Origin of the sequence: Chitinophaga sp. S165, assembly GCF_003182155.1 — a bacterium.
GTDB lineage: Bacteria > Bacteroidota > Bacteroidia > Chitinophagales > Chitinophagaceae > Chitinophaga.
Genome location: NZ_QGTG01000004.1, coordinates 259,183 through 278,891, shown reverse-complemented (window position 1 = coordinate 278,891; position 19,709 = coordinate 259,183). Strand labels below are relative to the sequence as shown.

Genomic DNA, 19,709 nt, shown 5'->3' with positions numbered 1-19,709 from the left:
CAATACTTTTTAAAGACATTAGAATTCCACATTCATCCCGAAGTTGTAACTGCGGGCTATAGGATAACCTCCCGACTGATCACGCCCCAGTGCAGATACGTTCTCAGGATTGGGACCACTGTACGGTGAAAAAGTGATCAGGTTATTGGCAGACAGATACATACGTACAGAGTTGATGCTGTAACGGTTAGTGAATTTCCTGTTTACCAGGTAAGCCAGTGTTACAGTATTCATCTTGAAGTAAGAACCGTCTTCCTGTATCAAAGTCTGGTCATAACGATAAGGCCTGATATCATTGTAGCGTTTGTAATCAAATGGGTTCGGATAACTTGCAGTTGATCCCGGTCCTTTCCAGTAATCGACATCATTAAAATCCACCATCGCCTTCGGATTGTAAGGATCTCCCAGGTACTGCATCCTTTGTGCGAAGGCATTGTTCAGCACATCTCTGAGCAGTGTAAAAGAAGTACTGATATTAAGTGAGAAGCTCTTCCAGTTTACGTAAGACTGAATACCTCCGGTGATCAGCGGCTGTGAATTACCGGCAGGCACATAGTCATTTCCATCCAGGATGTAATTGCCGTCCACATCCTTCCAGATAGGATCACCAGCCTTAAAGTAAGTGCCGTTAGCAGTACGGTAACGTTGACCTGTTGCAGGATCAACAGGTACGTCTGCATCAGTGGCGTAGACGCCTTCTGTTTTCAGCAGGTAGTTCGTAAGACTATTACGTCCTACCCGGAACAGCGTATGCTGATTGGTTACATTGTCATATTGCACCAGTTGTCTTGCTCCATTCGGAAGACTGGTCAGTACATCTTTATTCAGTGCACCGTTCAGGGATATTGTCCATTGTACAGCACTGGTACGTGGCAGTGGGCGGAACGTAAATGTCAGCTCATATCCGTAGTTGATCAGTGAAGTTTCGTTTGTCGTGATCTCATTGAAACCCGTGATGTTTGACACTGCTTTCGTACGTAACAGGTTCTTTACTGTCTTATAGTAACCATCAAAGATCACTTCTACCCTGCTGTCAAATAAACCGGCTTCAAAACCAAAGTTATACTGCGTCGTAGCGGTCGGTTGCAGATAAGTGTTCGGCAATCTGCCAAAGTTGATACCTAAACGTGGATTGGCATTGTAGGTACCGCGAGGATCATACGTACCGTAGATAGAAAAGATATCTCCACTGGGTACAATGTTCTGCCCCCAGCTACCGCGCAAGGAACCATAGGTGAGCCACTTAAGGTCACTCAGGCCAGGTTCCTTGTTGAAGTTCCAACGTACACCGACAGCCGGGTTCTTGGAGTAAGGATCTTCAAAGCCGCTACTGGATGTACCATCCATACGATAGCTGACGTCTACTACATACTTCTGCTTAAAGTTGTAGGAAAATGTTCCTGCAAAGGAGGCCACGTGTTGCTTGCTGTAGTTATCCAGGAGGCCCCCTCCACGGGAAGCATATCCATCATAACCGAGCGGTCCTTCGTATTGGTTATTCGGCGTTTTCTCCTGCCGGATCACCTGCGCCTGGAAGCCACGGTTATAGAATTCGTTGAAAGCAGAGATGAAGAAATTATGGTTTGTATTCAGGATATAGTTGTATGATATCGTATTACGGTTGTACAGTGTGAACTTCCTGTCATTGTAAGCATAGATCTGCGAGAAGTCGTTGTTGGCTTCCGCTGGCGTGAATTTATCTTCCGTATTGGAAGCATATTCATAGCTCACACTGGAACCGATGTTCAACCCCTGTATCAACTGATAACTTACATCAAGGCTGCTGCGCACATTGGCTGTCTTATTATCGTTCCTGGTATTCAGTGCTGATAATACCCCCGCAGTACTTTGATAAAACGAAGGCCCTGGCAATAACGAAGAGGCAGATGCATTCTCAGATACGCCGCTCTGCGTAAGGCCATTACCATCACCCTTATTTCTTTTACCCACCTGTGTAGATAAAGTTGTGAACACCCTGAGCTTAGTATTAGGTTGATAAAGCATGTTGGTGTTGATGGAGTAACGGTCAAATCCTGTATTACGGATCACACCATTTTCATGATAGTAACCCAGGTCCACTTTATAGTTGAACTTAGGATCACCACCGCTGATATTCATGTTGTGCGTCTGATTGTACGTCGTTGCGTAGAAAACGTCCTGCCAGTTGGTTGAGTTGTTGTAATAAGGATTCAAACTATCTGCGAGGAAAGGTTTGGTAGATATCTGATAGATATCCTCGATGTTGTTTCCACCGTTGATCATTCCAAGTCTGATCCTTCTTTCTTCCTTACCACCGATAGTAGGACGCAACTTTGGAGGATTGTTGATAAAGAAGTTTCCTGTATACCTTACCAGCGGGATAGGAGAACTACCACGTCTTGTTGTGATGAGGATCACGCCATATGCACCTCTTGATCCATACAACGCTGTTGCCTGCGAATCTTTCAGGATCTCCATGCTTTCAATATCTTCCGGAGGAATAAGCGACAAAGGGCTTACACCCGGACCGGCAGACTGATATCCATATTCGAAGTTGGCGTCTGCTTCTACCGGCACCCCATCAATCACATATAGCGGAGAAGTTGGAGAAAGGAAAGCATCATTACCACTTCCGGTAACACTGATATTAGACAAGCCCCTGATCTGAATGATACCACGGCCACCCGGTGTACCGGTATTATTCTGGATATTCAGACCTGCAACACGCCCCTGTAAGAGCTGCTCTACGTTCGATACAGGAATGTCCTGCAGTTCCTTTCCACTCACGATTACAGCAGAACCTGTTGTAACCTCTCTGGTTTTCTTCTGATAACCGATCACGACCGCTTCATTCAGTTTATTCTCCGTCACCACTAACCTGATCACAAGATCACGTTTGTCTTTCAGTTTAAACTTGTAGTCAGAAAAACCGATGTAACGGAACAATAAGTTCGCATCTGCGGGAACAGATACACTGAAAGCACCGGTGGAACTGGTTACACCCACAGCCTTAGGAGGTGTGCCTGCCATGATACTCACACCTACCAGTGGCTCGTTGGTCTGGGCATCCCTTACTACGCCCCGCACCTGTATTTTCTCCTGCGCCTGTGCAGCCAGTACAGGCAACAACAGTAACAGTCCTAAGATCTTATATAAACGCAGACATTGCATAGTCACAGTTTTTTTTGTTGTTAACTCATTCATCCCTGAACCGTGGATTATTACGGAAATAGAAAATGATCTCCCAGTCGCCTTTCTGGTAGATGTTGAAATTGAGGTCCAGCACACCGATCTGTCTGATGTTGCCAAAAGCCAGCCTGCTGAAACTGAATTTGACATACGCCTGTGATCCGTCACCGTTAGTATATCTTGTTTTAAAGCGCATTGCAGGGATCGGATACGCTACCTGGTAAGTCACTTCCGTTGCTGTCATCCGCTTATCAAAACCGTGGAGGAGAGAATCCCAGGGCGTCAAATTAAAGTTCATAGGGTTCATAGGCAGTGAATCCTTGTCCATAAACTTGAACGATAGAGAATTGCCCGGGCCTTTCCGGTGAAAGAATACCCTGACACTATCGCCTTTCAGCTCCAGGTTAGTACCATCGTCCACCATGTTATACACACCGGGATGGTTGTATATCAGTTCAAAGATTGATGAATCATTCGGATTGGGATAGTTCGCACGATGTATACCTGTGATCGCATCGTATTCGTAAGGTGCATAAGGTTGTTCTCTCATCGGCATCAGTGACATATCTTTATACATCCTGGTACCACCGGAATTGGTAGCTTCCACATCAAACAGATATCCCGAATCTGGTTGCTGACGCATAGGCGTGCTGCCGGCTTCAGCCCATAGTACAAAGTCGCCCGACTGTGGTCTTACTTCAAAAACCGGATGGGTTTCCACACCACGTTTTGCTTCTATTTCAGCTAATGATTTTTCTTCGCCGGTATAAGTCACTTTCCATATCTGCGCTTCTACCTGCTGTTCGAAATCATTTGTTGGCTTTCCATCTTTCTTGTACCTGACATTCAGGATGCGGAAGTTGATGGGCGTAGTAGAGTTGTCCGTATTAAAGATCTGTGAGTATAAAGTCGTCCTGCCCAATATGGGAGAGAATACCTTCTGGTTATATACAGCGCGTTCGCTGAGATAATCAAGATCATCCGCAGCCCATTTCCGGCAGGCGAAGAACAGTAAGGACAAAGAGAATATTATAAGAAGTCGTCGCATGGGTCGTAATGTTTTAGTTTATTGGCCGGAATGTGACAGATTTTACATCAAACCCCTCGTGGTCTACAAAGAAGCGCATCACATGTGTACCTTTCGTGAGATAAACACTGGTCGTAATGTTTTGCCGTTTATGATAATCGCCGGTATTAGGGACTTTCAGCTGGCCCGTAACATCCACTCCGTCAAATTCAAGGTGAAATACGCCGTCATCCCTATTTGTACCCGCCAGTATGAATGTGTTATAGTAGCCTGTTTCTTTCACAACAACGGTATAGTTCATCCATTCGCCGGTAGATGTCCATCCCACCTGGAAGCCACCGCCTTCGTTCTTGGAGAAGTCAATATCCACACCTTCATCGGTACGATATTTACCACCTTCATTATTTGTATTATTATCATGATAGGCAACGCCTTCGCCGCCGCTGTCATAGTCCTCCAGTGTGATCACACCCGGAATGGTCATCGGAGCGTCTTTACGCATAAACTTGAGGAAACGCAGATCGAAATTGGCGAAGTCAAAATATACCTTCAGCATATGACGGCCTGCGGTTAATTGTATCGTAGTTGTGATATCACGGAAGGTGTCATAACCGCCGGAACCCGGCATTACTATAGCGCTGCCTACTACAGGTTTGCCATCCATCTCCAGGTGTATACGGCCATCATCTCCGCCGCTGCCATACCGTAATGTCATATTGTATTCACCGCTTTCCGTTACCTCTACCGTGTAGTCCATCCACTCGCCAGTTTCCGTCCAGCCTACTTTCAGTCCGGCTTCTCCGGCGGTGGTAATATCCACCTGATCGGCAGGGCGATACTGTCCTCCCTGGTTGTTGAGGGAAAAATCCAGGTAGGCTACCTTATTACCGCCACGATTATATTGTTCCAAGCCTATTACGCCAGGGATATAAAAAGGAAACTCATTCCAGGACGAAGAAACAGTAGGGTTCATGCGGGGGATGAATTCATCAAAGCCGAACATATGGTCCTTCTCCAGCACATTCACCAACCCGTTTTTGGTTTTGATATCAATAGCCACCGTAGTTGCATTACTCCAGCGATTGGTATATATCACACCTTTCGTATCACTATAAGTAATGATGCCCGGTCCTCCGTTCACATGTCCTTCTGCATCAGTGCGGCTAAATTTCCCGTGCATGGGATAATTATACCTGATACTTGTCAGCCCTATACCATCCTGTAATACCATGTCGCGGGAAGCAAAGGTATCTCTGACAATATAGCGGCATACAAGAGAATCCAGCTGTTCATAAGGAACAGTGCTAATGAACATATGTGCGCGCCCCTGGATAGAACGTAGTGTGTTCATATTTTCTATCGCCTGTTTGAAACTGGCATCTGTAGGCGCGAACACTGTATACATACCAGACTTCAATGTATCGGTCAGATGTACCCTTTCAACGGCCAGCAGGAAAGAATCGTACTGATGTTCACTTTGCAGGAACTCAAAGATATTGCCGTCAAATTCTCTCAGCTGGTTCTCATAACTATAATATCCGCTATCCTTTTTACAGCAAAGGAGCAACATGATCATTCCCATACCCGCTACCAGGAGCATTTTTATGTTAACCATATATCTCATCTTTTTAATCATTGCCAATAGGGATTCTGGGTGATCAATGGATTTTGTTTGATGACATCTTCCGCAACCGGCCAATAGATACCGCCTTTGGCTATCAACTCCATAAAAGCGGGATCATTCTGTTTGATCTTATTATACCGGATGAGGTCAAACCAGCGCCACCCCTCTCCCATCAACTCTTTACGCCGCTCTCTGAATATGGCGTCTATCAGGTCTCCTTCCCTGACGCTATCATATCGTTTTATCCTACGCAGGTCCCTGATAGTATTCAGCAGATCGATCGCTCTTTGCTGTTCGCCGATAACCGCCAGCGCTTCTGCCTGCAGCAGCGCAATATTCTCCAGGCGGGTAATAACAATGGTGCTTGAGAATATTCTGAAAGACGGATCAGAAGTATTACCATCCTGTATCACTTTTATCTTAGTGAAGATGGGGATCTGACTGTTAAAGTTTGAAAAGTAACGTTGCGAAGTAGGCGTACCTGTCAGCGTGTCCAGGCTGAAACGCTCGTCCACTGGCTGGTCAAAAACGGAGAGTATCGTATCCTTCGGCACATAAATATCCGGCAAGGCTTTATTAATAACCGGTTCTGCAAGCGTCATCTCTTCCAGGTGACCTGAGAATGATGCATCCACATGCCCCCAGTCAAAATTGAATGCAAGAATGTGATTGTCTTTCTTCCATTTGAAAAAGCCATTTCCACTTACCAGTTCATCGGTATTCACATAGTAACTGCCACCTTTTGAATAGTTGTCTAGTACAAACTGTCCGTATACAGATGCATCCACATACTTTCCCTGCCACGCAGCCACGTGCGCAAGAATGGCATAAGCAGTATGCTTACGGGCCAATACACCGTACCAACGGGTACTGGTTTCATTATAGTAAGAACCTAACTGTTGTGGGTCATTTGAGCTGTATTTATAGGGAAGGTCTGCGGCAGACTGCACCAGCTCTTTCTCTACGAATGCAAGAATGGTCTGTTTATCTTCTCTCGGTTTATTTGCAAATTCACCATCATGTGAAGAAGTGATCAGTGGTACATCTCCCCAAACAGATACGAGGAAGAAATAAACATATGCCCGTATACAGCGCATTTGTGCGATGTCCACCCTCATATTCTGTTCTGAATATTTAGGATCACGCTCTCTCACTTCCCCGACATGTTCGAGGAACATATTGGTGGCGTTGATCACTGCATAGAAGCGACGCCAGTTTGACAATGATTCCAGAAGCGGATAAGCTGCTTTGAGATCATTGCGGATAATCGCCTTCATATCCTGCCGTTGTGTTGCATAGAAATCTCCCTTACGGAATTCGCCATACATCCACCAGGCATTATTATCGGCCATGGCAGCCCTCAGGAGGCCATAAACACTTACCAGTGCTGTACGTGTATCCTCATGGGAGTTCCAGAAGTTCTCTTCCGATACAGCATGAGAAGAATCAATATCCAACAGCTTGTTGCAACCGGCAAAAGCGGTGCAATAAATGATGATTGTTATCAGGAATAAGCGTTTCATCAGAGATCCATTTTTAACCCTATAGTATATGTCCTGGACAATGGCAGAGAGTAGCCAGTATCAAAACCATTGAAATCGACCAACTCAGGGTCGCCGCCAGTATAAGGCGTGATTGTAAACAGATTGGTAGCCGTCCCATATACAGCAAGCCCATTGATCTTTCCTTTTTTATTCCACCATTTAGCCTTAGTCAGATCATATTGGAGGGAAAGATTGCGCAGCTTCAGGAAAGAACCATTTTCCAGGAACAGGTCCTGGTCCAGGCGATAGGCATCTACAGTGCTCCACGGATTATAGAGCGGATACTTATCATAGTTGCCTGCCTTACTCCAGAATGTGATTTCCTTCACTGCACTCATGTCAATCTTTCCTTCCCTGTTAATAAAGTCAAAGTGATTCGCCACTTCGGCATTCATTACTTTCCGGCCCAGTGTATAATAGAAAGACACGCCAAGCGTAAAGCCTTTCCAATAAAAGTCGTTGTTAAAACCACCGGATATAACAGGTGATACATGGCCTTTCAGGACCTTATCCTTATCATCGATCACATGGTCGCCGTTCTGGTCTTTCCAGCGAGGGTCGCCCGCCAGTAGTGGAATACCTTTATAGTTCAGGCGTTTTCCTTCACCGGGACTTACAGGAATATCAGCATCACGATTATAGATACCATCATTTTCCAGTACCCAGTATTGATCTATTGAATTGCCCACCTTCAATAATTTGCTGCCATTAGCTACACTTAACTCGTCCAGTCCATCGGGAAGGGCCAACAACGTATTCCTGTTATAGTTAACTGTAATACCCGGTACCCATTGCAGCGCGCTCTTTGCAGGAAGAACAGTTGCATTCACAGCAAGATCGATCCCACGGTTACGCACGGCCATACCGTTCTTATAGCGGATGTTATAACCATATTCAGCACCGAAAGGCACACCTAACAGCATGTTATGATCTGTCTTGTTATAGACGTCCAGAGAGATCTGCACCTTATTATTCAGCAATGCCGTGGTAGCATTTATATTCAGCTGGTCGGTATAAGGCCAGGTAATACCATAGCCGATATAACCGGAGGAGTAGGCCCGGCTGATACCCGGAAAACCATTGTAGGAGAAGCGAACAGGGTTATTACTGAATGAAAGGTCCGACGTGTATTGTGGTCCTTCACCGAAACGATCGTCCGGCATCAACCTGCCTACTCTTCCCCAGCTGGCTTGTAACTTTAATGCGTTGATGCTATTATTATCCTTTAACCAGGTATTCTTTATGTTGAGACCTGCCGTGAATGTAGGCGTATATAACCACCAGTTGTCCGGTTGTGCACTGGAAGAACCATCTGCCCGGAATAGTACAGAGAAGTCCAGTTGCTCATTGTAGGAGTAAGCCGCGCGGCCATGGAAAGACAATAACCTGGAGCGCTGTTTATCCAGGAAAGTAAAGATCAGCGCATGATCGAATGATTTAGGCAGAAGATATTCCGGTTTTGTATTGTCTGAATTCAACAGGTTCACGCGGATCAGGTCATTCGGTCCCTTATACGCATATGCATAGTTATACCGGTGATAGTCAGCCTGGAATCCCTCTCCCACTTCAACATTCACGCGATGTTTTCCCTTCCAGGTATGATTATAGCTGATCGTGTTATTGAAAAATACCCGTTGATTATACCCGAAATAATTGGACAGGTAGTTCACCGTTTCCAGTAGTGTACTTGGATAGAACAGGTCTCTCAGTCCCTCATTATAATCAAATCCAAACTGTGACGTGATATCCCAGCTATCGCCCAGCTTTACATTCAGCTTAAAATAACCATTGACTTCGTTGGTCTTGTTATCATCAAATGACTTAGTATACTCGTGCAGGTATTGGCCATAGTAAGTTTTATTCGGTGGTAGAGGACTGCTCAGATCAGGCAGGTATTGCATTTCGGCAAACCTGTCGCGCAGCCATCTGCTACGTTTACGTTCCAGCCTTGTAGCACTGATCATAGATGATACGGTAAACCCTTGTAGCGGCACCATATTGATCTCAAACATGGCGTTGTATCTGTCCATGTTACTGTTATCGGCAGTATTGGCGGAACGTTGATTACCGGCAGCAAACCTGAAGTTCGCCCTGTCTGTACCGCTGGACAAACTTGCATTCACACCATATACAGGCGTATTTTTAAAGTAAAGGTCAGTCCAGTTAGAAGGGCCATAGTAAGCATTATTGGTAGAATCACGCAGATACAGCGGATAGGTTTGCATTTGCTCTGTAGTCGCATATTTGTTGTAGAACTGCTGACGGAAATCATTCTCAAATTTTGAATTTGTCGTATAGACATGCGGCCTTTGTACCATTCCGAAATATGTATTGAAGCTGATCTTCCTTCGACCAATTACAGGCGCTTTGGTCGTGATCAGGATTACACCACCGTTAGCAGCGCGTGGCCCGTACAGCGCGGCTCTGCCAAAGTCTTTCACCACTTCTATCTTTTCAATATTGTTAGGATCAATAGCCGACAAAAGGTTAGTAGCAGGTCCCAGGTGATTGTAACCGAATAGCTGAATATCGAACGTAAAGGGATGGTCCATTATCAGTGGAATACCATCCAATACAACTGTAGGCTGCGATTCATAAATGTCTTTACTGGTAATGTAAGGAATGGCAGAACCTCTCAAGGCCATGCTGGTAAAGGCGCCCGACTCACCGGTGGGTTCCTGTATATATACCCCCGCAGTGTTTCCTTTTAACAGCTGATGTAGTGATGAGTAAGGATAAATATTTTCGCGCTCGGGCGAAATGGAATCCGCTTTTGTCACCCTCACCACGGGATAATGCAACTTAACTGTATCCTGCCCAAAGGCAAACTGTGAGCAATACACAGCCAGGCACGTGATGAAGATCCGTACAAGTACACGCATAACGTAAATGATTTAAAATAGGCAGAGCAGATCACGCCGGAGACTATAACGTCACCGGGTAATCGATTACATCATGTATTTAAGATTGATAATAGATAAGGAACACAGACCAACAATGACAGGCCTGCCTTCCATAGCAAAACGCTAAAAGAGATATTATACTTTAGTGAGCAGGGTGAACAACACCGAACCGGTACCCGTGGAAACTATAACGTGAAAATAGATGATCTGCAAATGTCGCAGCATTGGTATTAGTATCTCCAAACTGTTGTATAAAACGTTTTAGCGTATACTTTTCATCAATACAAATTGTGTTTTAGTTTTAAAATAAATTGTTTGCTGTTGATACTTTGTGAAGCTACTGGTTACTTGTAATCCTGTTAATCTAATTTATTAGGTTCCTGCTACAATTTTCTTGGTCTTCGATTTAGGTTGATGCAAAACGATTAACTAAACTCTTCATTTCATCAGGGCTCGCTAACGGGAATCTACAAAATACAGGTTACAATGCTAGTCGCATTTGTGCCTTTATTACGATTCAAATATAATGAGCCGTCTGATAACTTTTTAACCTTTTTTTATAAAGAATAGACATTCCCAACGCGAATATTACTAGTTTAAGCACTCTCCACATGAACGCATATTAAATTATAAATCAATTATTTAAAACAGCCTGTATCTACACAAATAGTGTATTTATAATATACATTTAAGATAATCCAAAAGCTGAATGTCATGTTTATAAGATCAATAACCTACTATTCGTTATTTAACTTATTTTGGTTTCATATCAACCAAGATCTATTACTGAAACAATGGAAAGTTTGGGGGCCTTATAAATTTAAACCAGGTGGACTATGGCTAAAGCGGATATGCTTAGCAGACTTATAAATACACTTACGAAAGCTGAAAAAAGATATTTCCGTTTGTATACTGCACTTCAGCAGGGCAACAAAGACTATGTCAACCTCTTCGATATGATGGAACGCATATCGTTTAGAAGCACTGCTGAACTGAAGCAGGCTTTTCAGCAGCAATATGCCGGCTGTAATTATGAAGTTTGCAGTAAATACCTATATAAAGTCCTGCTGGATTGCCTGTTGCACCTGCGGATGCAACGACATTCCACTGCCACATTAACAGCAGGCATATTGAAATGTGATATCCTTTTTGAACGCTCGCTGCATGAGGATGCATTGAAGCAATTACATAAAGTGCAAACAGTTGCATCAGCCAGTGAAAAACAACTATTACGTCTATGGGCACAACAACAGGAAATGCAATTATTACAACAGATGAACTTCCCGGGTATTACAGAGGAAGACTTATCACAAAAGCAATCAGCTATACAGGATACTATTTTAACAGTGCAGCAAATACGAAAACAGACATCACTATACGAAACACTCAGACATCGCTTACTCTATGTAGGTAATGCGCGCACTGCACATCAGCAGGATGCTGCAGATGCTCTAAATGCCGAGATACCGTCACCTGTCCCTGATTCTGCTACCAGCCTGAAAGTGCACCTGCTATTCAAAGCACATTACCATCTCATTACCAGCGACTATCCCGCGGCATTACAGGTCTTTCATAAACTGCATCAGTTACTGGAAACACATCCTGCACTTTTTGAAGATACTCCTGCAGACCATTTGCTTATTATTGAAGGCATCTTAGATAGCTTACGTGCAGGTAAACATTATGATGAGTTATCTTCTTTCATAGATAAAGTAAAACGCCTCAATGGCGACAGTGTTTATTTCTCTCTCATGCAACAACGTCTGCTCTTTATCTACGAAGCAGGCGCCTGCATAGACAGTGGCAACTTCCCGTCAGCACTAAGGTTACTGGAGCAATATGCACCTGAAATCAGGAAGAATATTTTGATGATGGACATTAGTAAGCAGGCAGAGATCTATCTATACATGACCTTGATCTATTTAGGTAACGAAGACATTAACAATGCACATAACAGCCTTGAACAGGTATTACAAAGTAATCTTTACAGCACATTACCTATCTACCGCACCTGCCGTTTAGTACATCTGCTCATACAATATGAGCTGGGTAACTACGAATATATCCGGTATGAAACAAGAGCTTTCCGGCGCAACCTGCAGCCAGATACAAAGAGGTCTTACCTATTGGAAAGAACTGTGATAAAATTTCTCGGTAGCGGGGAAATACCATCGGTCACTGCGTATCGTACTACACTCTGGAAAAAGATCAATGCCAGTTTTGAGAAAATAAAAGCGGATAAATATGAACGCCAGCAATTAAAACTATTTGACTTCTCTGCATGGATTGAAGCCAAGTTAAAACGGAAGTCATTAAGCGCCGTATTGCAGGAAAAGATCAGGACATCCTGACACCTAATAAGACGCTGGTGCAGGCTGGTTATTACTCAGATTGATCACTGTCCTGTTCAGGTACGGCAATAGCGCAATTAGCAATATCACCACTACCAGCAAACAACTGATCAGGTAATAATAGTCCATCGAAAAACGGATCTGCGCTTGTATATCCGCCGACCGGTATAACAATCCATTTGCGATCTTCGCAGCCTGGTCTGCCGGGACCCCTTTGGCTGTAACGGCCGTTTTATATCCCTCCAGCCTGGCCGTTACAAAGGGGTCCAGCGATGTGACCAGATCCAGGAAACGGTTGTAGTGCACCTTCCTGGAATAAAGTTGAAAATAGTTGAAAAGAGCAATGCTGGTGCAAAAGCCTGTAAAGCGGAACAGCACACCCGTAGCCGACGCCGTTCCTCCGAGATGTGGCGGTACAGAAGAAATTGCATAAACAATGATAGGTGCCATCAGCATGCCTGCACCTAATCCCTGTATGATCAAAGGCGTTATAAAAGAAGATGCATCTTCCTCTGAGGCAAACAGGAAATTCATCCACAGATGAAATACCAGCAATAAGGCAAAGCCTCCCATCCAGATCCACCGCATAGGACGTTTCATCACGATCCATCTTGAGGAATACAATACGCCTCCTATGATACCCGCTATATTAGCCAGCAATATATAGGACAGATGCCTGGGATCCATCCCCAGTACAGTTGTGAAATAGTTCGTAGTAACATTGAACGCGCCCCTGCAGATATAAAGTATCAATATCAGGAAAACACCAATAACATAGTTCCTGTAGCGGAAAACATCCAGACTCAGATAAGCCCTCTTTAAAGCACGCTGCCGGAAAATATGTAACAAGGCCAGCATTACAACTCCTATCGTAGCTGTTACAATCCTCTTGTCGGCCCACCAGTAGTATTGCTGTCCGTACACAAGGATATATCCGATTAAGCAAAGCACGGTAGTATAGATCACATAACTTGCCCAGTCAAGCTGATATAATGGAGCTTTCCTGTTTAACCGTATCTTGTTCATGATCAGTACAAGTAATACTGCCCCCGGAACGTACATAAAGATCATCCACTTGTACAATACATTGTAATCAAAGGCATCAATGATAGGCGCTGTTACCAGCGTAGAAAAGGCTGTGATACAAAGCAGCATACCGTAAAAAAGAGAATAACCTATTTCACGGGCACGGTCTGTTTGCAGCCTGCTGAATACCAACGTGAGACATACGCTTGTCGTGATACAGTTTGCCATCCCCTGCAGGAAACGTAGTGCCAGTAACGTATGCAGATCATGCGTTACATAACAACCATAGGAGGTAATGATCTGAAGTACGGTACCAATGATCAGGTATTCTTTGCTGGCAATAAAAATAAAGAACCTCCTTTCAAGTGCAAAGAATCCTGCAAGCGAGGCATAGAACACGATCATCGAATACTGTACATCCGCCGGTTCTATTCCATAATAACCTGCCGCTGCCGGTGCACTGGCTGTCGACAGGCCGAACACCAGCAATCCTGGCAGTATATTCATAAAGATCACCGCCCTGATCAGCCACTCGGAGGCCCAGGATTTAAAGATGGGAGTATGGTCAGCCATTTTTCTTACTGATTGAAACGGTTGCATTCATACCTGCCCTTAACAATGCTGTCTCGCTGGAAGTACTTGTCAGTTTAATGCGTACAGGTATGCGTTGTACGATCTTCACGAAATTGCCGGATGAATTATCCGGAGGTAAAAGAGAAAAACGTGCGCCTGTTGCGGGTGACAGTGATTCAATTGTTCCATTAAAAGTTTTACCAGGTAAGGCATCTATTTCAATATCTGCGGACTGCCCTATCTGCATATGGCTTACCTGCGTTTCTTTAAAGTTGGCGATGATCCATTTACCGGTAGCCTGGTTTACGATAAAGGCCAGTGTTTGTCCTGCCTGCACCAGCTGTCCTTCCTGGATAGTACGGCGTCCCATTTTACCATCATAAGGCGCCTTGATCACTGTATATGCAACATCCAGCTCGTTACGTCCCAGCAGCGCTTCCCGGCGATGTATCTCTGCCATTAGCACCGCCTTCTGTGATCTGATATCATTCACCTTTGATACGGCAGCATCGTAGTTGTTAGTGATGGACTGATAATCCGCTTTCGCTACATTCAATGCAGTTTCCACATTTTCCAGTTGCTGTTTGGTAGCAGATTCCGCATCGTACAGCTTCTTATAACGGTCATATTCCTGCTCCTGTTTCCAAAGCTTCGCTTTGGCCGCAGCTATCTGTGCCTGTGCAACTTCAGCTGTTTTACCGCTGGTAGATACATTACTTTCCAGAACCTGTATCTGTGCTTTTGCATTCATCAACGCGGCGCTTGCCTCCTGCTGCTGTAGCATGTATTCGCTATCGTCTATCACCAGTAATGTATCCCCTTTTTTTACATCCTGGTTTTCCTCATAATTGATCCTGCTGATATATCCTGTTACACGTGTGGTAACGGGGTTAATATATTCTTCCACCTGCGCATCGTTGGTCTCTTCGTACCGCTGTAGTTCAAATAATGTAATGATGCCCCATACAGCCAGCATCACCAGGATGATACCGGCTATCCAGCCTGTAATAGCAGTAATTAATTTGTCTGTCCTGGCATAGTTGTTCTTCCCGGTCGTCATAACTTTATAAATTGCCTATAACTTTTTGTAACTGGTAATATCTGACACGCGCCGCAATATTGGCTGATACAAGATCGAAGCGTGTTTGCAGCATTTGTGTGTCAGCATCAAGCAGGTCGGTAACAAGAGATAGTTGGTTGAAGTAAGTGTTGTTAACTATCCTGAGATTCTCTGCTGCTTGTTTGACATTCGTCTCTGCTACATCGATACGTGTCAGCGCCTCTTTATATCGCAGGAAAGCTTCATTCACATGTTGCCTCACCACATCGCCCGTTTCTTTATGTTCTATTTCCTGTCTGTGCAGTTCTATCTTTGCAGCCTTTTCTTTATGCTTATTATGATAAAATGAAGAGATGGGAAAAGCAGCTTTTACACCATACATTCCCAGTCCGTACATTGCACCGGCATAGGGATAGAACTGTATCTGCGGATAAGACCATGCATATTCTGCAAACAGTCCCACCTTTGGCGACACATTGGCTTTCACCTGTTTCAGTGATAATTCTTTCAGCGCGGTTTCGCCTTCGGATATTTTGTACTCGTACGCATGTTCTGCTGCACCGGAGAGGTATTCCTCATAAGTGCCTGTTACCGCCGATTGTTCTGTAAGTGAGGTATCGGGCGCTATCAGTACATGTTCATCTGCTCCGATCATGATCGCCAGTTGCTGACTCGCAATGGCAATATCGTTGTCGATCTCCACCATACCCATCTTCTGACGGGATAACTTTAATGTAGCTCTTAATACATCACTTTTCAATACAACACCATTTTTCTGTAATTCCTGGATATGGGCCAGTTGCCTTTCCTGTTCGGCAATATCCTTTGCTATTAATTCTTTAAACCGGCAACTACGCGCCAGGTCCAGGTAACAGACTGCCGCATTGAATTTCACTTCCGATACGGTCAGGTTCTTTTGTTGTTCAGCTATAGCATGTTCCGTCGCTTCTTTTTTAATCTCAAGAGTTGTCTTATTCCCATTATAAATATTAAAGTATGCTTCGCCTCCTACTTTATAATAGTTATGTAAAACAGGAAATTGTTCTGGTGTATGAAAGATCCCATCTTCATATACCGGCATATTGGTCACACGTGCATAAGCTCCTGCTGCATTGATTTCCGGCAGCCGTTCGGCCTTTGCGTCCTTCAATGCTTCTTCACTACTTTCTACGCGTAGCTTTGACATTGCTATCCTTCTATTGTTCACTTCCGCCTGCTCCCAGATTTGCTCGATCGATAGATGTAACGGTTGGATAGTATCATGAGGTCGTTGTGCCGTCACACACATTGTTAATATCATAAAAGGCAGCATCAACGCGGCCTTCCGGCTATTAGTACACATATTCATTATTCTGAGGACAAAGGTACTATGCCTGGATATGAACGTTTTTATCTAAATTGCCAATTATTTATCCATTCAAGCCATTTAGAAACATGCAATCCCTGGCAGGTTATTTAAGTGATATAGACAAACATCCGCAATCAGTCTATGTAATGCACGAAAAGATCGAGAGAAGACTTTCCATGCACGCGCATGAAAAGAGTCAGCTGACCTATGTGGAAGGAGGTATAGCCTATTGTAACATGCCTGACAGATCTTATGTGGTACCTGCCCGCCATTATATATGGATCCCGAAGCATCAGCAACATTACATCCAGATCAAACATTCAAAAGAAACCACTACACGCAACCTGTACTTCTATGGTCATAACGATCATATGAATCCGTTTTATACACGCCTGGGTATTTACCCTGTTAATGAATTACTACTGCAGATGATCAATTATACCGCCCGCTGGGATAAACATGTCTCACCGGGTGAACCAGGCTTCCCTTTTCTAAGCGCGATCAAAGATATCCTCCCTGATATCAGTACATCTGCATTACCAGTTGCCTTGCCGACCACTCAACACGAACGCTTACGGCCCATTCTTCAATATATAGTTCAGCACTTTGACCAACAGCTAACATTGGAAAGCCTGAGTCACGAGTTCGATCTTAGCCCCCGTACGCTTTCGCGTCTCTTTACCAATACGCTGGATATGTCCTTTGTACAATACCTGAAAACACTAAGGGTCGTAAAAGGCATCGAGATGATCCTTCAAACTAATCAGACATTAAGCGAAATAGCTTATCAGACAGGATATAGCTCTATTGCTGCTTTCAGTAAAGTGTTCTATCAGCTGACGAATAAACGGCCCTCCAGTTTCCAGCAGAGCATCCATTAAAATGTTCGCTCAAACTCTATTTTTCAATGGCATATTAACCCTATAACATGCACTTCCTTACAAAAACCGTTAATACTATTGAATAAATCCCTTACCGCTGAGCAACTTTTAACATTTCCAATACTATTAAATCTCTACCTTGCGCAACAGTATTTCCGTTCGGGAGCACAGGTCAGAGCAACTCAGGATTGGACGTAGCATATTATTTAACACACAATTCTATATTAAACCAACCCCAGCTAGTCACACTATTAGAACAGACTACAGCTGATTCAATGATTTATCACATGAATATTTTCAAGCGGACGGCAGCCATTGCCTCATTACTATTGTCAGGATATGTTTCACAGGCGCAGATACAGAACTGGCAGAACATGGACCTTCAGAAAGATTCCGTATTCGGTATCAGTGTTGAGAAAGCTTACACGGAGCTGTTAAAGGACAAGAAATCAAAACCTGTAATAGTTGCAGTAATAGACAGTGGTATTGACACTACGCATGAGGACCTGAAAAGTGTGCTGTGGGTAAACGCTAAAGAAAAAAGAGGTAACGGTAAAGACGACGATAAAAATCATTATACAGACGATATCAACGGATGGAACTTCATCGGCTCTCCTAAAGGTAATGTCGGCTACGACAACCTGGAGCTGACACGTATCATCCGCCAGCAACAGAAAATATTCGGCAGTCTGAACAGTGTTCCTAAAGATACCGCCGGACTGTACAAGTATAAGGAGCTGAAAAATAAATACGATCTCAAAGTATCAGAAGCACAGCAAACGCTCACAGGTATCACCCGTTTCGTTCAGATGTTGGATACTATGCTGGTGAAGCTCGGCAATAACAATCCGACAGCTGCTGAATTCCAGGCTTACACACCGCAGAACCCTGCTGAAGCACAGATCAAACAAGTGATCTCCCAGCAGCTGGAACGCTACCCGGACTTCAAAACTTTCCGCGAGAAAGAACTGGACGCTGCAGTGGATCATTATAAAGAGCAGGTAGAGTACCAGCTCAACCTTGACTATGATCCCCGTGCAATTGTGGGCGACGATTATAACAACCCGACTGAAAGATATTATGGTTCCGGTGATGCTACCGGTCCGGATGCAGATCACGGTACCCACGTAGCAGGGATCATCGGTGCAGGCAGGAACAACGACCTGGGCATCAATGGCGTGGCTAACAATGTTCAGATCATGTCAATAAGGGCAGTACCTAATGGTGATGAAAGGGACAAGGACGTTGCCAATGCTATCCGCTATGCGGCCGATAATGGCGCCCGTGTGATCAATATGAGCTTTGGTAAGGCCTACTCCCCTAACAAGAATGTAGTGGACGAAGCGGTTAAATATGCTATCTCCAAAGATGTATTGCTGGTACATGCTGCCGGTAACGATGCTGAGAATATAGATGTCACTCCAAACTATCCCAGCCGTGTTTACGAAAATGGTGACACCGCAGCTGCCTGGATAGAAGTAGGTGCTTCCGGCCCTGAAAATGACGAAACATTGGCAGCGCCATTCTCCAACTACGGTAAAGTTTCTGTGGATGTATTTGCTCCTGGTGTAGCTATCTACTCCTCTACCCCGGGTTCTCACTACGATTACCATGATGGTACCAGTATGGCTGCCCCTGTTGTAACCGGCCTGGCGGCGCTGATCCGCTCTTATTACCCTAAACTGAAAGCAGTGCAGGTAAAAGACATCATCCTGAAATCGGCCGTAAAAGTAGACCACCCGGTAACCATCTTCGAAGACGGACAGCCTAAAACGGTACAGATGACTGACCTGTGCCGTACCGGTGGTGTGGTGAACGCTTATAAAGCGCTGGAGCTGGCCGCTACTTACAAATAAACTTATCAGATCCTCAATATCCGATAAAGGTAGTTCCGCACATGTGGAACTACCTTTTTGATTTTCAGGCATTTACAATTTTCTTTTGTATTTTTTTGGAAATTGAAAGGAAATATATAATTTTGCCGTCCCGAACGGGGAAATATTCCCCGGTACTATTGCCTGATAGTATAACGGTAGTACAAGCGACTCTGACTCGCTTTGTCTTGGTTCGAATCCAGGTCAGGCAACAAGAAAACGCTATAGTCTCTGGCTATAGCGTTTTTGTTTTTCTGCCCTCCGGACTGTCACTATCCAAATGATTTGGACCTTCAGCTTGATCATAATGGAAAATTCTGAACTTTGCCA

General features: G+C 44.3%; 11 protein-coding genes. 3 read left to right on the top strand and 8 right to left on the bottom strand.

The annotated features are described in order from the left end of the window. Positions 1–18 precede the first annotated feature (18 nt). The 5 genes from C7475_RS18435 to C7475_RS18415 are packed head-to-tail and all read right to left on the bottom strand — an operon-like array spanning position 19 to position 10,245. Positions 19–3,150 carry a SusC/RagA family TonB-linked outer membrane protein gene (locus C7475_RS18435; RefSeq protein ID WP_233259892.1) on the bottom strand — a complete coding sequence of 1,044 codons (3,132 nt, stop codon included), beginning with the start codon at positions 3,148–3,150 and terminating at the stop codon, positions 19–21. Positions 3,151–3,175: 25 nt separating this feature from the next. After that, the gene (locus tag C7475_RS18430; RefSeq protein WP_110054856.1) at positions 3,176–4,216 is read right to left on the bottom strand and encodes a DUF5007 domain-containing protein; all 1,041 of its coding nucleotides are present in this window, start codon (positions 4,214–4,216) and stop codon (positions 3,176–3,178) included. A 13-nt stretch (positions 4,217–4,229) separates the two neighbouring features. After that, entirely contained in the window at positions 4,230–5,810 is a 1,581-nt protein-coding gene (locus tag C7475_RS18425) for a carbohydrate-binding protein (RefSeq protein WP_158286538.1), read from the bottom strand. 17 nt (positions 5,811–5,827) lie between these two features. Then, on the bottom strand, positions 5,828–7,342 hold the full coding sequence (locus tag C7475_RS18420; protein WP_110054854.1) for a RagB/SusD family nutrient uptake outer membrane protein: 1,515 nt from the start codon (positions 7,340–7,342) through the stop codon (positions 5,828–5,830). Continuing rightward, a complete protein-coding gene (locus C7475_RS18415) occupies positions 7,342–10,245 on the bottom strand; it encodes a SusC/RagA family TonB-linked outer membrane protein (RefSeq protein ID WP_110054853.1) in 2,904 nt (967 codons plus the stop codon). Before C7475_RS18415 ends, C7475_RS18420 begins: the two co-directional genes overlap by 1 nt. An 857-nt stretch (positions 10,246–11,102) precedes the next feature. Here C7475_RS18415 and C7475_RS18410 point away from each other — a divergent pair. Continuing rightward, positions 11,103–12,617: a hypothetical protein gene (locus C7475_RS18410; RefSeq protein WP_110054852.1), complete on the top strand. Its 1,515-nt coding sequence runs from the start codon at positions 11,103–11,105 to the stop codon at positions 12,615–12,617. Between the two features lie 3 nt (positions 12,618–12,620). Here the strand turns inward: C7475_RS18410 and C7475_RS18405 are convergent, their stop codons facing one another. From C7475_RS18405 to C7475_RS18395, 3 genes are read right to left on the bottom strand one after another with little or no spacing between them, the layout of a single operon-like run. After that, on the bottom strand, positions 12,621–14,216 hold the full coding sequence (locus C7475_RS18405; RefSeq protein WP_110054851.1) for an MFS transporter: 1,596 nt from the start codon (positions 14,214–14,216) through the stop codon (positions 12,621–12,623). Beyond that, entirely contained in the window at positions 14,209–15,276 is a 1,068-nt protein-coding gene (locus C7475_RS18400) for an HlyD family secretion protein (protein WP_110054850.1), read from the bottom strand. The genes C7475_RS18405 and C7475_RS18400 overlap by 8 nt, the downstream gene beginning before the upstream one ends. A gap of 4 nt (positions 15,277–15,280) precedes the next feature. Then, positions 15,281–16,564, bottom strand: coding sequence for a TolC family protein (locus C7475_RS18395; protein ID WP_255412658.1), 1,284 nt, complete (start codon positions 16,562–16,564; stop codon positions 15,281–15,283). 146 nt (positions 16,565–16,710) lie between these two features. Here C7475_RS18395 and C7475_RS18390 point away from each other — a divergent pair, with 146 nt between their 5' ends. Next, positions 16,711–17,505 carry an AraC family transcriptional regulator gene (locus C7475_RS18390; protein WP_110054848.1) on the top strand — a complete coding sequence of 265 codons (795 nt, stop codon included), beginning with the start codon at positions 16,711–16,713 and terminating at the stop codon, positions 17,503–17,505. A gap of 287 nt (positions 17,506–17,792) precedes the next feature. After that, positions 17,793–19,361: a S8 family peptidase gene (locus tag C7475_RS18385; protein WP_110055054.1), complete on the top strand. Its 1,569-nt coding sequence runs from the start codon at positions 17,793–17,795 to the stop codon at positions 19,359–19,361. The last annotated feature ends 348 nt before the right edge of the window (positions 19,362–19,709 follow it).

Bases quoted from the DNA above. Each gene is read 5' to 3' on its own strand.
- C7475_RS18385 (WP_110055054.1), top strand. From the start codon at position 17,793: ATGAATATTTTCAAGCGGACGGCAGCCATTGCCTCATTACTATTGTCA.
- C7475_RS18410 (WP_110054852.1), top strand. From the start codon at position 11,103: ATGGCTAAAGCGGATATGCTTAGCAGACTTATAAATACACTTACGAAA.
- C7475_RS18405 (WP_110054851.1), bottom strand. From the start codon at position 14,216: ATGGCTGACCATACTCCCATCTTTAAATCCTGGGCCTCCGAGTGGCTG.
- C7475_RS18415 (WP_110054853.1), bottom strand. From the start codon at position 10,245: ATGCGTGTACTTGTACGGATCTTCATCACGTGCCTGGCTGTGTATTGC.
- C7475_RS18395 (WP_255412658.1), bottom strand. From the start codon at position 16,564: ATGTGTGTGACGGCACAACGACCTCATGATACTATCCAACCGTTACAT.
- C7475_RS18425 (WP_158286538.1), bottom strand. From the start codon at position 5,810: ATGGTTAACATAAAAATGCTCCTGGTAGCGGGTATGGGAATGATCATG.
- C7475_RS18390 (WP_110054848.1), top strand. From the start codon at position 16,711: ATGCAATCCCTGGCAGGTTATTTAAGTGATATAGACAAACATCCGCAA.
- C7475_RS18435 (WP_233259892.1), bottom strand. From the start codon at position 3,150: ATGCAATGTCTGCGTTTATATAAGATCTTAGGACTGTTACTGTTGTTG.
- C7475_RS18420 (WP_110054854.1), bottom strand. From the start codon at position 7,342: ATGAAACGCTTATTCCTGATAACAATCATCATTTATTGCACCGCTTTT.
- C7475_RS18400 (WP_110054850.1), bottom strand. From the start codon at position 15,276: ATGACGACCGGGAAGAACAACTATGCCAGGACAGACAAATTAATTACT.
- C7475_RS18430 (WP_110054856.1), bottom strand. From the start codon at position 4,216: ATGCGACGACTTCTTATAATATTCTCTTTGTCCTTACTGTTCTTCGCC.